The following is a 14,523-nucleotide window of genomic DNA, read 5'->3' on the forward strand; positions in this document are numbered from 1 at the left end:
GTCGCGTGCGAATATATACGGGCGACCGTTACGACGCGGTGATTTCTTTGGCAATTTCTGCGGCCAGTCGCGCATTGTTGCGCACCAGGGCGATGTTCGCGACCAGCGAGCGGCCCTCGGTGATGTGGAAAATCCGGTCCAGCAGGAACGGCGTGACGGCTTTGCCGGACACGCCCTGTGCATCGGCCTCGGCGGTGGCCTGCGTGATGGCCTTCGCCATTTCGGCGGCAGGGATCTCGTCGGCCACGGGGATCGGGTTCGCGATCAGCTGGCCACCGGTCAGCCCCAGGTCGGTGCGCGCCAGTTGCGCGGCGGCAATCGCGGCGGCGCTGTCCAGCCGCAGCGGAGCGGTCAGGCCCGAGCTGCGCGACCAGAAGGCCGGGATCTCGTCCTGACCATAGGCGATCACGGGTACGCCATTGGTTTCAAGAACTTCCAGCGTCTTCGGAATGTCGAGGATCGCCTTCGGACCGGCCGCGACGACGGTCACGGGGGTCAGCGCCAGTTCCTGCAGGTCGGCGGAGATATCGAAGGACAGCTCGGCCCCCTTGTGAACCCCACCGATGCCGCCCGTCGCGAAGACATGGATGCCCGCCGCGTGCGCCGCGATCATCGTCGCGGCCACCGTGGTGGCGCCGGTCCGGCCTGTGGCCAGCGCCACGGCGAAATCGGCGCGCGACAGCTTCAGCACGTCCTTGGCCTGCGCCAGCGCGTCCAGCTCGTCGCCGGTCAGGCCGATGTGCAGGCGTCCCTCGATCACCGCGATGGTCGCGGGCACGGCGCCGGCGGCGCGGATGTCATCCTCGACCTGCCGGGCGGTCTCGACATTTTGGGGGTAGGGCATCCCGTGGGTGATGATCGTGCTTTCCAGCGCGACCAGCGGTTTGCCTTCGGCCTTGGCCTGGGCGACTTCGGGGGAAAAGTGCAGCTCGGTCATCCGGCGGCGCCTCCTGAGATATGAGCGGCGGCGGCTTGCAGGGCGCGGTCAAGCGCGGCGGCGCCGGTGGCCCCGCCCAGTTCGGCCGCGATGTGGGCCGCCATGAAGGTATCGCCCGCGCCGGTGACACGGGTCACCAGAACCTCGGGCGGGGTGGCTGTCACCAGACCGTCAGGTCCGGCGGCGGTGGCGGGGCGGCTGCCGTCGGTGACCAGCACGCGGGCGGCGCCGCGTTTCTGCATGGCCCGGGCGGCAGCGGCGCTGTCCTCGAACGTCTCGGCGCATATCAGGCCGGCTTCTTCGAGGTTCACGTAAAGCGTGGCACGCGGCGCGCGCAGCAGCGGCAACAGGCGTTCCGCCTTGCCGGGGCTGGCGGGCGCGATGCGCAGGTCGGCAGCCGCGAAGGCGGGGCTTTGCGCGATCTGGCCCAGCAGTTCTTCGGTCAGGTTGCCATCCAGCGCGATCAGGCCGGGGTAGGGGGCATCGGCGCTGCCCAGCGATCCGTCGGTCAGCGGGCGCAGGATCTTGTCGCCCGCCTCTTCCAGCGAATGCGCGTCGGCAATGGCGGCGATCAGGCCGTTCGCGCCCTCGACCGCCATATAGACGTCGGTTGGAAGATCCTCTGACCGGTAGACGTGGCCGGTGCCCATGCCCATCCGGGTGCAGGCGGCGACCAGCTCGTCGCCCTCGGCATCGCGGCCGATGGCGGTCAGAAGCTCTGCCTGAAGCCCGAACCGGCGCAGGGTCATCGCGATGTTCATGGCGACGCCGCCGGGAATCCGGGTGATGCGCCCGGGCACGTCGTTGCCCAGCCGCATGTGGCGCGGGCTGCGGCCGATCACGTCCCACAGGACGGCGCCGATGCAAAGGATGGTGTCGTTCATATGCGGCTTGTGGCAACCTGCGGGGCAGGGGGCAAGCCCGTTTCCATCGCCATCCGGCCCGGATCGGCGTGTCGGGGGTTGCGCATTGTCCGGCTATCGCTTAAGGGACGCGCACTTCACAGGCGGGGCTTGGGCCCTGCGGGGAGAAATCCCGCATGGTCCGCCGGTTGAGCATTTGCTTCAAACAGTCCCGCCGAGGCGTAAACCGGAAAGGAAAATGGACATGGCGCTGCCTGAATTTTCTATGCGTCAGCTTCTGGAAGCTGGCGTTCACTTTGGTCACCAGACCCAACGCTGGAACCCCCGTATGGGCGAGTTCATCTACGGCGAACGCAACGGTATCCACATCATGGACCTGACGCAGACCGTTCCGATGCTGGACGCGGCCCTGAACGTCATCCGCGAAACCGTGGCGAAGAACGGCCGCATCCTGTTCGTGGGCACCAAGCGTCAGGCTGCGAAGCCGATCGCCGACGCCGCCGAGCGTTGCGCGCAGTACTACATGAACCACCGTTGGCTGGGCGGCACGCTCACCAACTGGAAAACCGTGTCGCAGTCGATCGCTCGCCTGAAAGACATCGACGAGCGCATGGCGCAGGGCGCCGAAGGCCTGACCAAGCGCGAGCGTCTGTCGATCGAGCGTGACCGCGAAAAGCTGGAAGCCTCGCTGGGCGGTATCCGCGAAATGGGCGGCGTTCCGGACCTGCTGTTCGTGATCGACGTCAACAAAGAAGACCTGGCCATCGCCGAAGCCAAGAAGCTTGGCATCCCGGTCGTCGCGGTCGTCGACACCAACTGCTCGCCCGAGGGTGTGGATTACATCATCCCCGGTAACGACGACGCGGCCCGCGCCATCGCCCTGTACTGCGACCTGGCCTCGCGCGCGGCTCTGGACGGCATGTCCGCCCAGCTCGACGCCGCCGGTGTCGACGTCGGCGCTCTGGAAGAGACGCCGGACGAGATGCTGGACGAAGAGACCGCCGCCGAAGCACCGGCCGCTACGGAAGAGCAGGCCGAAGCCTGATCTTCCGGTCTTCGGACCGTCACCCAAACGTCACCGCGGGCGGCTATGGCCGCCCTCGGGACTTGATCCGTTCGATTTGAGGAGAGCCGATATGGCTATCACCGCTGCACAGGTGAAAGAACTGCGCGAACTGTCCGGCGCAGGCATGATGGACGCCAAGAAGGCACTGGTCGAGAATGACGGCGACATGGAAGCCGCCATCGACTGGCTGCGGACCAAAGGTCTGGCGAAAGCCGCCAAGAAATCCGGCCGCACCGCCGCCGAGGGCCTTGTGGCCGTCGCCGTTGACGGTGGCACCGGCGTCGCCGTGGAAGTGAACTCGGAAACCGACTTCGTTGCGAAGAACGGCGAATTCCAGACGATGGTCAAGGGCATCGCCGAAGCCGCGCTGAAGGTCGACGACGTCGACGCGCTGGCCGCAGCCGACCTTGGCGGCAAATCGGTTGCCGACACGCTGACCGACAAGATCGCCACCATCGGCGAGAACATGACCCTGCGCCGCATGGCGAAGGTTCAGGGCGACACCATCGCGACTTACATCCACAACGCTGCCGGCACCGACATGGGCAAGATCGGTGTCGTTGTTGCGCTGAAAGGCACCGACGAGGCGTTCGGCAAGCAGGTTGCGATGCACATCGCCGCCGCGAACCCGGCCTCGCTGTCCGAAGCCGATCTCGACCCGGCCGTGGTCGAGAAGGAAAAGCAGGTTCAGATCGACATCGCGCGTGAATCGGGCAAGCCCGAAGCCGTGATCGAGAAGATGATCGAAGGCCGCATGAAGAAATTCATGGCCGAGGTCACGCTGCTGGGCCAGCAGTTCGTGGTGAACCCGGACCTGACCGTGGCCAAGGCCGCCGAAGAAGCCGGCGTCGAAATCACGGGCTTCATTCGCCTTGAAGTCGGCGAAGGCATCGAGAAGGTCGAAGAAGACTTCGCCGCCGAAGTCGCCAAGGCCGCTCAGGGCTAAGCCCCGGACGCACACCATTCAAAGCGCCCCTCGGAGAAATCCGGGGGGCGTTTTTTTTGGGGGGCCTTCGTTATTTTTCAGTAGCGTTGTTTGGGGTTGCGTTAGAATAATTTCGAGTATCGACAACTGAGTTATCAGGGATTGTGAAATGAAGTATTTCCAAATGAGTAAGCGGAGCTTGCAGGGTCATATGCTTCGCGGGGATCGCGCCGCGGAGCGTGAATTTTCTCGTCGCGCGGTCAATAGGGCTGAAAGGCGAGCATCGCGGGATACCTCTGGTGGGCCTCAGCAAGGCCGGATCTCTGTCCTTACCGTGGTACGCATTGTGGTTGGCTTCGCGATCTTAGCCGCAGTTTGCTGGCGCCTCAGCTAACGAGAACGAACGTAAAAAAAACGATGCAATCCGGGCGCGGACTGCATCGTCTTTTTCTTAAGGCGTCCCGACAATTGGGGATGAGGACAAGACGCCTTTATCAGTGTGCCAACCTGACCGCTGACTATACGCGTCCAGGTTGGCGTTCCGGTCTCCCGGTGCCGATCGGTAGTCCTTGGAATAACAAGGCTTTCCCCACCAGCTGTTCCCTGGCTAATGCCACCACTCACGGAACTGATATTGTTTTGTCCTTTCGCGAGACTTAACGAAAGTAAGGGATTCCCTACCTTTTCGGTATGATCCTGTCCGACCCTTGTTTTGCGAGTGATTCCAACGGTTTTTGGCACGCTTCGGATGAGCGTGATCTGTGGGAAAACAGCCCAAGGTTTAGTCCGTCCGCGGTTCGGGATAATCATTCATCACTTCGTAACGTTGCGTCACGAAGTGTGAAATCTCAGGAGCCGGGATTCGGGTGAAACGCGCGCAGCGTCGTGCGCGGCGAGTCAGGCTTCGATGCGGAAGATCTGGTTCTGCATGCTGGCCTTCACGACGGCCTGCGCGGTGGTTTCGACGTCCAGCGCCTCGCGCGCAAGGCGCAGGTGCTTCTCGACAGTCGCTGCGGTCAGCCCCATGATCACGCCGATGTCCTGCGTCGTCTTGCCTTCGCCGACCCATTCCAGCGCCTCGCGCTGGCGCTTGGTCAGCGCCTTGCGGCTAAGCGGGAAGGGCAGGTTGAGGATCTTCAGATGCAGCACCTTGTTCATCGCGATCAACTCGCGGCCATGCTTTTCCCAGATCGCATCGGTCTCATCCTGACCGACGCCGGGCGCCGGGATCAGGCCGACAGCCGCGATGTTCCGCGCGCCAACTTCGGCGAAACTGATGGAATATCCGGCAGTTAGGCCGTGCTTTACGTTGAACGCGACAACTTCCTGCTCCTTGGACGTCAGCGCCTCGGCGTGTTCCGCGATCCAGCCCCAAGAACAGGCGCCGCTGTTCTCGGTGGCCCAGCGGACCATCGGCGCGTGCTGGTAAAGGCCTTCATTGATGAAGGTGTCCATATAGCCGGCGCCGATGTTCGTGAGGATCAGGAAATCGTCGCGGGCGCCCAAGGAACTGCGCACGCGCGAAGACGCCATGCCATAGATCAGGCGCGTGAAACCGTAGGATGCCATCGCGTCGCAATGCATCTGCCAAAGCTCGTCCATCGTCGTGGACGAGATCACTCGTTCAACATAATCCAGCATCGTCATCCCGACTTTCAGCGGGGTCCTCATCCGGCTCTGTATCATTATGACTTTCGCCATCCGGTCAACCGCTTTCCTGCACGCTCCGGTGAACCGCAACAGTCCGCCGGTCGCCTCGTACTTGCCGCCACGCCGGAGTGTCGAGCGCGGGGCGGAATTTAATTCACACGTTCCATTACGTTTAGGAAATCAGGTGTTCAAGCGGATTGGGTGCGGCAAATCTGCGGTCTCGGCAAAGAGGCGCGCAAAGCCGCGCGGGCACCGGAAAGCGCAGGTTTTCCACGTCAAATCATGTGGAAAAAGGCACCGGGCCGCTGTTGGCCCGGTACATCCAATATTTACATAATACCGATTATCGGACTTAGCCTAGGGCGTATCCGGCGCCACGCACGGTCCGGATCAGATCGTCCCCCCCGTGAATGGCAAGCGCCTTGCGCAGCCGTCCGATATGCACGTCGACCGTGCGGGTATCGACGTAGATGTCGCGGCCCCACACCCGGTCCAGAAGCTGCTCGCGGCTCCAGACGCGGCCCGGCTTTTCCATGAAGGTCGTCAGCAGACGGAATTCCGTCGGCCCAAGCTTCAGCTCTTTGCCGTCGCGGGACACCTTGTGCGTCTCTGCGTCCAGCAGGATGTCAGAGAACTCAAGCTGCTGCCCTACGGCCGCAGGCCGCGTTCGCCGCAGCTGTGCCCGCACGCGCGCCATCAGCTCGACGACAGAGAACGGTTTCACCACGTAATCGTCCGCGCCGGTCTCTAGCCCGCGCACGCGGTCGACTTCTTCCGAGCGCGCCGACAGCATGATCACCGGAACGGTCCGCGTCTGCGGTCGGGTCTTCAGGCGACGGCAGATCTCAATGCCCGACACGCCGGGCAGCATCCAGTCCAGCAGGATGAGATCCGGCACTTCTTCTTCGACCAGCATCAAAGCGTCGTCGCCGGTTCCGGCGCGCGCGACCGAGAAGCCTTCGGCCTCAAGATTGTAGGCAAGTACTTCGCGTTGCGAGGGTTCGTCCTCGACAACCAGAACCTTAGGTTGCGCCGCAGCCATCAAACGACCCCGTCCGTGGACATGAACGGCGTGTCATCGCTTTTGGTGCGCCGTTCTTCGGGCATCTCGCCGGTGACAAGGTACACGACCTGTTCGGACACCGAGGTGACGTGGTCGCCCATGCGCTCCATGTTCTTGGCGATGAAATGCAGGTGCATACAGGCGGTGATGTTGCGCGGGTCTTCCATCATGTGCGTCAGCAACTCGCGGAACACGGCGTTGTACAGTTGGTCGACTTCCTCGTCGCGCTCGATGACCTGCTGCGCCAGTTCGGCGTCGCGCTGTGCGAAGGCATCCAGCGAGTCCTTCAGCATCGCCTGCACGTCGCGGGCCATCCGACGGATCGCGGGCACGGCTTCGTCGACCGGGGCAAGCGTGGCCAGCACGGTGGTCCGCTTGGCAAGGTTCTTGGTATAGTCCCCTACCCGTTCAAGGTTGCCGCTGATCTTCATCACGGACAGGATGGTGCGAAGGTCGGTCGCCATCGGGTTCCGGATTGCGATGATGCGAGCGGATTCCTCGTTCACTTCCTCTTCGATCGCGTCGATTTTCTTATCGTTCTTAAGGACTTGGCCGGCAAGATCCTGGTCGCGGTCAAGAAAGGCGCGCACGCCCTCAAGGATCGAGGCTTCGACCAGCCCGCCCATTTTCATGATCAGCGCCTGAAGGCCTTCAAGGTCGCGGTCGAAGGCGGTGGAGATGTGTTTGTCCTGCATTCTCTTATCCAATCCGTCCCGAGATATAGCTTTCGGTCCGCGGGTCTTTGGGGTTGGTGAAGATCTGGTTGGTCTCGCCGTACTCGACAAGGTTGCCGAGGTGGAAGAACGCCGTCTTCTGGCTGACGCGCGCGGCCTGTTGCATCGAGTGGGTCACGATCACCACCGAGTACTGGCTGCGGAGTTCGTCGATCAGGTCCTCGACCTGATCGGTCGCGATGGGGTCCAGCGCCGAGCAAGGTTCGTCCATCAGCAGGACTTCCGGTTCGGTCGCAACGGCGCGGGCAATGCACAGACGCTGTTGCTGACCGCCGGAAAGGCCGGTGCCCGGTGCCTGCAGGCGGTCCTTCACCTCGTCCCAGATGGCGCCGCGGCGCAGGGCCTTTTCGACGATTTCGTCAAGGTCGGCCTTGTTCTTGGCCAGCCCGTGGATCTTGGGGCCGTAGGCCACGTTGTCGTAGATCGACTTGGGGAACGGGTTCGGCTTCTGAAACACCATGCCGACCTTGGCGCGCAGTTGCACCGGATCGACCTTCTTGTTGTAGATGTCCTCGCCGTCCAGTTCGATCGCGCCTTCGACGCGGCACACGTCGATGGTGTCGTTCATCCGGTTCAGACAGCGCAGGAATGTCGACTTGCCGCAGCCCGACGGACCGATGAAGGCGGTCACGGTGCGGTCCTCGATCTCGACGTTCACGTCCTTGATGGCGTGGTTCTCGCCGTAATAGACCTGAACGTCGCGGGCGGAGATTTTAGAATTCTGGGGCATGTTTTTCACGTTCTGGGCCGTCATTGGCATTTCGGTCATGTTCATTTCACTACTCCTTACCACCGGCGTTCGAAGCGGCGGCGCAGAATGATGGCGATGATGTTCATCGTCATGAGAAAGAGCAGCAGCACAATGATGCCACCCCAGGCGCGTTCGTAATAGGCCGGGTCGGCGCGCTTGGCCCATTCGTAGATCTGGGCCGGCATTGCCGAGTTCGGTGACAGGAAGCCTTCGGCGATCCCCTCGGGGTAGTTCGAGGCGACGAAGCCCACCATGCCGATCAACAGCAGCGGCGCGGTTTCGCCAAGCGCCTGCGCCAGTCCGATGATGGTGCCGGTCAGGATGCCGGGCATCGCCAGCGGCAGGACGTGGTGGAAGACGGCCTGCGTTTTCGAGGCCCCTACCCCCAGCGCGGCGTCACGGATCGACGGCGGCACCGCCTTCAGCGACGCGCGGGTCGAGATGATGATGGTCGGCAGCGTCATCAGCGTCAGCACAAGGCCACCCACCAGCGGCGCCGATTGCGGCAGGCCGACAAGCTGGATGAACACCGCAAGGCCAAGGATACCGAACACGATGGACGGCACGGCGGCTAGGTTCGAGATGTTCACCTCGATCAGGTCGGTCCAGCGGTTCTTGGGCGCGAATTCCTCAAGGTAGATCGAGGCCGCAACGCCGATCGGCAGCGCCAGCAGCAGGACCACCAGCATCATGAAAAGCGAGCCCAGCATCGACACACCGATACCGGCCTGTTCCGGGCGGCTTTCCGATGCGTCAGAGCCGGTGATGAACGCCCAGTTGAACGCGCGGGCAAGGCCGCCCTCTTCCGACAGCACATCGACGATATCAAGGTGCGCGGCATCAAGGTTCTTGTCGCGGGCCAGATCCTCGCGGGTGACACGGCCCTTCATGTAGCCATCGACGCGGCTAGAGGCGAGAACCCGGAAGGTCACCGTTTCGCCGATCAAGTCGGGGTCGGCGATGACCGTGTCGCGGATCTGGGCGGCGGCGCCCGAGGACACCATCTTGCGCAGGTCGGCGCCCGACATCTCGGTCTCGATCCCGTGCTCGGCGACCAGACGTTCCAGCGCCTGATCGATCAGCGGGTTGTACCCGAAGGTCGAGACCTTCGAGACGTCTGCCGGATCGCGGTTGCCGTTCGGGTCCAGCGCCTCGGCTTCCAGCACGACCGGTAGGTCGAACGAAGTTTGCGTGAAGGCCGGGATGCCGCTGCGGATGATGGTCGCCAGCAGGATCACAAGGAACACCAGCCCGACGCCGACGGCAGCCATGCCATAGAACTTGAACCGGGTCTCGGCGGCGTTGCGGCGGCGGGTGCGGGCGTCCAGCGTGTACAGGGAACTGGTGCGGCGCCCGCTTTCGGCGGTCTGCGTGGTCGCGTCGGTCATTCGTACTGCTCCCGGTATTTGCGCACGATGTAGAGGGCGAGGACGTTCAGAGCGAGGGTGATGACGAACAGCGTCATCCCCAGCGAGAAGGCGACAAGCGCCTCGGGAGAAGAGAAATCGGCGTCGCCGGTCAGCTGCGATACGATCTTGGCGGTGACGGTGGTCATCGCCTCGAACGGGTTCAGCGACAGGCGGGCCGCGGCCCCTGCCCCAAGCACGACGATCATGGTTTCACCGATGGCACGCGACGCCGCCAACAGGATGGCGCCGACGATGCCGGGCAGCGCGGCGGGCAGCACCACCTGCTTGACGGTTTCGGATTTGGTCGCGCCAAGGCCAAGAGCCCCGTCGCGCAGCGATTGCGGCACCGCGTTGATGATGTCGTCCGACAGCGAGGACACGAAGGGGATCAGCATGATGCCCATCACCAGTCCCGCGGTCATCACCGACGACGCGGCGCCCATCCAGCCGGTGCCGTCCGGCCCAAAGACCGACAGCAGCAGCGGACCGACGGTCAGCAGGGCGAACAGGCCGTAGACGATGGTCGGGATGCCGGCCAGCACCTCGATCAACGGCTTGGCGAAGGACCGGACCCGCGAAGAGGCGTATTCCGACAGGTAGACCGCCGCGAAGATGCCGATCGGCACCGCCACGACCAGCGCGATGAACGAGATGTACAGCGTGCCCCACAGCAGCGGGATGATCCCAAGCTGCGACCCGCCGCCGAAGCTGGGCGACCAGATCAGGCCGAAGAAGAAGTCGTCTGCCGGATACCGCTGGAAGAACTCGATGGTGTTGAAGATCAGCGAAAGGACGATACCGATCGTGGTCAGAATCGCGATCGACGCTGCCACGATCAGCAGATAGCGGACGGCGGTTTCGACCACGTTGCGGGCGCGGAAATCCTTGTGGGTCCGCAGGAAGGCGAAGGCGAAGCCAGCGATGGCGACGGCCAGCACGGCGATGGTCATCATCGTCTGCCCCGTGGCGCTGGTCTGGCGATAGCTTTGCGCCGCCTCCAGCACCGGGGCGCTGACCTCGGACCCAAGCGCGACGCCCACCTGCGCCAGAAGCGCGCGAATGTCGGTGTTGTCCGTGGTGATCGCGCGGGCCTCGTCGGCGCTGATGGCGCCACCGGTAACGGCAAGATCAAGCCCGTTCGCCACGCGGCGGACGTCGGACATCACAAGGCTGCGGGAACTGGCTTCGGGGATGGCGGTGTCGGGGATCATCGCGGCGACCGAGTTGTCGACGATGATCGGCTGGATGGTCAGCCAGCCCACCAGCACCAGAAGCGAAAACACCAGCGTGAAGATCGCGACGCTGGACCCGTAATAGCTAGGAAGCGAGTGAAGTATGCGGCTGTCGCCGCCCGCGCTGGCCAGCGCGCGCTGTCGGCCCATGACGTAACCGACCGCAGCAAGGGCCAGGATGATCAGGATGATCCAAAGGACGGGCATTAACGCAACCCCCAAGGCTTTCCGTCGAGGAATTCAGAAGACAAGGCGGAGGCGGCCACGAGGGCCGCCTCCTGATCAGGCCAAGGCCGGATTACATCGCGCCGGACATGGTCTCTTCGTTCGCGATTTTCGCTTGGGTGTCGGCCAACTCGGGGTCGGACACCAGGCCGTAGTTGGCCAGCGGGCCCGACGGGCCGGCGATTTCGTTCGCCACGAAGAACTCGGCGAACTCTTTCAGGCCGGGGATCACGCCGATGTGGGCCTTCTTGATGTAGAAGAACAGCGGACGCGACACCGGGTAGTCACCCGAGGCGATGGTCTCGGTGGTCGGCTCGACGCCGCCCATCGTGGCGACCTTCAGCTTGTCGGTGTTGTTCTCGTAGAACGCCAGACCGAACACGCCAAGGCCGTTCGGGTTGGTGTCGATACGCGCCAGCGTCTCGGTGTAGTCACCGTCGATGTCGACCGACTTGCCGTCGGTGCGGACCGCCATGCAGGCGCCTTCGGCGTCGTCTTCGGACATGCCGGACGCGATGAAGGCTTCCATGGCGCCGGTGTCTTCGCAGCCCTGAAGCAGGACCTTCTCTTCGAAGACTTCACGGGTGCCGTGCTTGGTGCCCGGGATGAAGGCGGCGATTTCAACGGCCGGCAGATCGGCGTTTGCATCGGCCCAGGTCATGTTCGGGTTGGCGACGATCTCGCCGTCGACCGGCAGTTCGGCGGCCAGCGCGTTGAACCAGTCGGACGGTTCGAAGGCGGTGAACTCGGGGCCGTCGATCTGGCTGGCGAAGACGATGCCGTCATAGCCGATGCGGACTTCGATGATGTCGGTCACGCCGTTAGCGGCACAGGCTTCGATTTCGCTGTCGCGGATGGCGCGCGAAGCGTTCGCGATGTCGATGGTGTTTTCGCCAACGCCTTCACAGAACCGCTTCAGGCCGGCCGACGAGCCGCCCGATTCCACGACCGGCGTCGGGAAGTCGAAGTTCTCGCCAAACGCTTCGGCAACGATCGAGGCGTAGGGCAGAACGGTCGACGAACCGGCAACCTGGACGTTGTCGCGCGCGGCAGCAGCGGTCGCGGAAACGGCAGCGATCGCCAGGGTGGAGGCGGTCAGTTTCGCAAAGGACATGTAAAGCTCCTGATTGGGTTTCTCGGGGGTCCCTTCCGGTGACTGTTTCCCCTTCGTGCGGCGGTCCCTACCAACCGTGGCCCGAAGCTTTTGTGACACCTGCGTAACGGTTTTATGACAGTCCGGAAGTTCATCGGAAAAGACGCCACGTCGCATCCTTTTATACCGCTCCAACCCCTTGTTTCATTGGGAATTCGGGCGGATCCAGAAAACCGGCGCAGATCCGCCATTCCGTAACGGAATGCCGGCGGGCGTTGGGTCCGGTTCGCATTTGGCGGGCCGACTCGTCCGAACGAGTCGTGTCATGGGCGAGCGTTTTGCCGGTTCAGACCGGCAGCACCACGGTAAAGCGGCTGCCCTGCCCCTTCTGGCTGTCGATTCGGAACCGGCCACGGTGGCGATTCACGATGTGTTTGACGATGGCGAGGCCCAGACCCGTCCCGCCCATCTCGCGCGAGCGGTGGCTGTCGATCCGGTAGAAACGTTCCGTCAGCCGGGGGATGTGCAAAGGGTCGATCCCCTCGCCGTTGTCGCTGACCTCGATCCGGACGGCGGGGCCGCGCAGCATCGGGTCGCGGTCCTGCTGCGCGATCTCGACGGTGACAAGGCCGCCACCGTATTTGATGCCGTTCTCCATCAGGTTGGTGAACACCTGTAGAAGCTGGTCGCCGTCGCCCAGCACCTCGACCGGCTCTTCGGCGCCGATCACCTTCAGCGTCACATCGGCATCTCCGGCCTGCGGGCCAAGCGTCATCGACGCCGACGTCACCAGTCCGGCGATGTCGACCTTCTGGGTCGGGCGCACGCGTTCCTGACTTTCGACGCGCGACAGCGACAGCAGGTCCTCGATCAGGCGGCTCATCCGGCCTGCCTCGCGTTCCATGATGCCAAGGAACCGGGCCTGCGCCTCAAGATCCTTGCGGGCCGGACCCTGCAGCGTCTCGATGAAGCCGATCAGCGCGGTCAGCGGCGTGCGGAGCTCGTGACTGACGTTGGCAACGAAATCGCGCCGCATCTCTCCCGCCGCCTGAACATGGCTGATGTCTTCCAGCGACAGCATCACCCCCTCGCCCGCCGGTGCGGCGATCACGTTGAAGGTCACGTCGCGTTCGCCGTCGCGGGTCAAATAGCGCGCCTCGCGCCGCTCGCCGGTCTTCAGCGCCGCTTCGACGCAGTCCAGCAGCACCGGCTGGCGCAGGATGGTGATATAGTGCCACCCCTCGGCCGCGGTGCCGAACAACTGCGCCGCGGCCGGGTTCGCCGCGATCACCCGCTCGTCCCGCCCGATCAGCACAAGCGGCATCGGAACGGCGGCGAGGATTGGGGCGACCGGCAGCTCGGTCATGTTCCGGCGGCGTCCATCGCGGCGGCGATGGCGGTGCGAAACTCGGCGATGAGCATGTCGACATCCTCTACGCCGACAGACACCCGGAAGAACCCTTCGGACATCCCCAGCGACGCCCGTTCCTCGGCGCTGAGCGCGCGGTGGGACGAACTGGCCGGATGGCTCAGCGTCGTGCCGATGTCGCCCAGCGTCGGGGCGAAGGCGATGTTCGGTGCCGCCTGCACCATCGCGTCGGTGGCGTCGCGACCGCCCTCGATCTCGAAGCTGACCATGTTGCCGCCCCGGTCGCCCAACAGCGCGACGGTCCGGTTGTGGTCGGGGTGATCGGGCCGCGTCGGGTACAGCACGCGCCGGACCCCCGGCGTTTCGGCCAGCGCGTCGGCCAGCTTGCGGGCGTTTTCCTCGGCGCGGTCATAGCGCAGCTCGAAGCTGTACAGCCCGCGTTCGGCCAGCCAGCAATCGAACGGGCTTGGCGTCAGGCCAAGCGTGACGGCGGTGTCGTAGACCCGCTTGCGCAGCACCGGATCATGCAGGGCGATATAGCCCAGCGTGGCGTCGGAATGACCGGCCAGAAGCTTGGTCACCGAGTGCAGCACGATGTCGGCGCCGTGGTCATAGGCCACCAGCCCGCGCGGCGTGGTGAAGGTGTTGTCGATGGCCAGAAGGATACCGCGTTCCTTGGCCAGCTTCGCGATGCCGTCCACGTCCGAGACCCGCAGCGTCGGGTTCGACACGACCTCTAGCAGGATCAGCTTGGTGTCCGGCGTCAGCGCGGCTTCGATCGCCGCCGCGTCGGTCGGATCGGCCAGCGTGGTGGTGATGCCCATGCGCGGCAGTTCCTCGCGCATCATCCGCATCGACCGGCCATACAGCTGGTTGCCTCCGACGACGTGATCCCCCTGTTTCAGCAGACCGAAGAACATCGCGGTCACCGCCGCCATGCCCGACCCAAGGATCAGCCCGCCCTCGGCGCCTTCCAGCGCGTCGATCTTGGTGGCCAGAACCTCGGCGTTGGGGTGGCCTTCGCGGGCATAGGTGAAGCCCTTCGCGCGGCCCTCGTACTGGTCATCCAGCGCCGAAGGGCTGGGCGAGGCATAGACGACAGAGGGTTGCAGCGGCGTCACGACCGCGCGGCTGGAGCTTTCGGGCCAGGGCGTGCGGCGCACGATGGATTTGGGAGAGTCGGTCATCGGCGTCCTTCTGACAGGG

At 64.1% G+C, this 14,523-nt stretch carries 13 protein-coding genes; 2 read left to right on the forward strand and 11 right to left on the reverse strand.

What is annotated here, in order from left to right:
- Positions 1-28: 28 nt before the first annotated feature.
- Together P1K30_RS02765 and P1K30_RS02770 are read right to left on the reverse strand one after the other, a co-directional pair.
- The gene (locus P1K30_RS02765; protein WP_275631139.1) at positions 29-937 is read right to left on the reverse strand and encodes a pseudouridine-5'-phosphate glycosidase; all 909 of its coding nucleotides are present in this window, start codon (positions 935-937) and stop codon (positions 29-31) included.
- On the reverse strand, positions 934-1,821 hold the full coding sequence (locus P1K30_RS02770; protein ID WP_275631140.1) for a PfkB family carbohydrate kinase: 888 nt from the start codon (positions 1,819-1,821) through the stop codon (positions 934-936). The genes P1K30_RS02765 and P1K30_RS02770 overlap by 4 nt, the downstream gene beginning before the upstream one ends.
- 223 nt (positions 1,822-2,044) lie before the next feature.
- On the opposite strand from P1K30_RS02770, the gene rpsB reads away from it, so the two are divergent.
- Both rpsB and tsf read left to right on the forward strand, forming a co-directional pair.
- On the forward strand, positions 2,045-2,845 hold the full coding sequence (gene rpsB / locus P1K30_RS02775; protein ID WP_275631141.1) for a 30S ribosomal protein S2: 801 nt from the start codon (positions 2,045-2,047) through the stop codon (positions 2,843-2,845).
- Between the two features lie 91 nt (positions 2,846-2,936).
- Positions 2,937-3,812: a translation elongation factor Ts gene (tsf, locus tag P1K30_RS02780; protein WP_275631142.1), complete on the forward strand. Its 876-nt coding sequence runs from the start codon at positions 2,937-2,939 to the stop codon at positions 3,810-3,812.
- A gap of 876 nt (positions 3,813-4,688) precedes the next feature.
- Here tsf and P1K30_RS02785 read toward each other — a convergent pair.
- The 9 genes from P1K30_RS02785 to P1K30_RS02825 form a co-directional block, all read right to left on the reverse strand.
- The gene (locus P1K30_RS02785; protein ID WP_275631143.1) at positions 4,689-5,462 is read right to left on the reverse strand and encodes a LuxR family transcriptional regulator; all 774 of its coding nucleotides are present in this window, start codon (positions 5,460-5,462) and stop codon (positions 4,689-4,691) included.
- Between the two features lie 331 nt (positions 5,463-5,793).
- On the reverse strand, positions 5,794-6,483 hold the full coding sequence (phoB, locus tag P1K30_RS02790) for a phosphate regulon transcriptional regulator PhoB (protein WP_275631144.1): 690 nt from the start codon (positions 6,481-6,483) through the stop codon (positions 5,794-5,796).
- On the reverse strand, positions 6,483-7,199 hold the full coding sequence (gene phoU, locus P1K30_RS02795; protein WP_275631145.1) for a phosphate signaling complex protein PhoU: 717 nt from the start codon (positions 7,197-7,199) through the stop codon (positions 6,483-6,485). Before phoU ends, phoB begins: the two co-directional genes overlap by 1 nt.
- Positions 7,200-7,203: 4 nt before the next feature.
- Positions 7,204-7,998, reverse strand: a complete 795-nt coding sequence (gene pstB, locus P1K30_RS02800) for a phosphate ABC transporter ATP-binding protein PstB (protein WP_275631558.1) — start codon at positions 7,996-7,998, stop codon at positions 7,204-7,206.
- A gap of 26 nt (positions 7,999-8,024) precedes the next feature.
- Positions 8,025-9,377, reverse strand: coding sequence for a phosphate ABC transporter permease PstA (gene pstA / locus P1K30_RS02805; RefSeq protein WP_275631146.1), 1,353 nt, complete (start codon positions 9,375-9,377; stop codon positions 8,025-8,027).
- On the reverse strand, positions 9,374-10,837 hold the full coding sequence (gene pstC / locus P1K30_RS02810; RefSeq protein ID WP_275631147.1) for a phosphate ABC transporter permease subunit PstC: 1,464 nt from the start codon (positions 10,835-10,837) through the stop codon (positions 9,374-9,376). The genes pstA and pstC overlap by 4 nt, the downstream gene beginning before the upstream one ends.
- Before the next feature lie 91 nt (positions 10,838-10,928).
- Positions 10,929-11,969, reverse strand: a complete 1,041-nt coding sequence (locus P1K30_RS02815; protein ID WP_275631148.1) for a substrate-binding domain-containing protein — start codon at positions 11,967-11,969, stop codon at positions 10,929-10,931.
- A 325-nt stretch (positions 11,970-12,294) separates the two neighbouring features.
- Positions 12,295-13,314, reverse strand: coding sequence for a sensor histidine kinase (locus tag P1K30_RS02820; protein WP_275631149.1), 1,020 nt, complete (start codon positions 13,312-13,314; stop codon positions 12,295-12,297).
- On the reverse strand, positions 13,311-14,504 hold the full coding sequence (locus tag P1K30_RS02825; protein ID WP_275631150.1) for a trans-sulfuration enzyme family protein: 1,194 nt from the start codon (positions 14,502-14,504) through the stop codon (positions 13,311-13,313). Before P1K30_RS02825 ends, P1K30_RS02820 begins: the two co-directional genes overlap by 4 nt.
- Positions 14,505-14,523 lie beyond the last annotated feature (19 nt).

The sequence above is a fragment of the Psychromarinibacter halotolerans genome, from assembly GCF_029168315.1.
Lineage (GTDB): Bacteria > Pseudomonadota > Alphaproteobacteria > Rhodobacterales > Rhodobacteraceae > Psychromarinibacter > Psychromarinibacter halotolerans.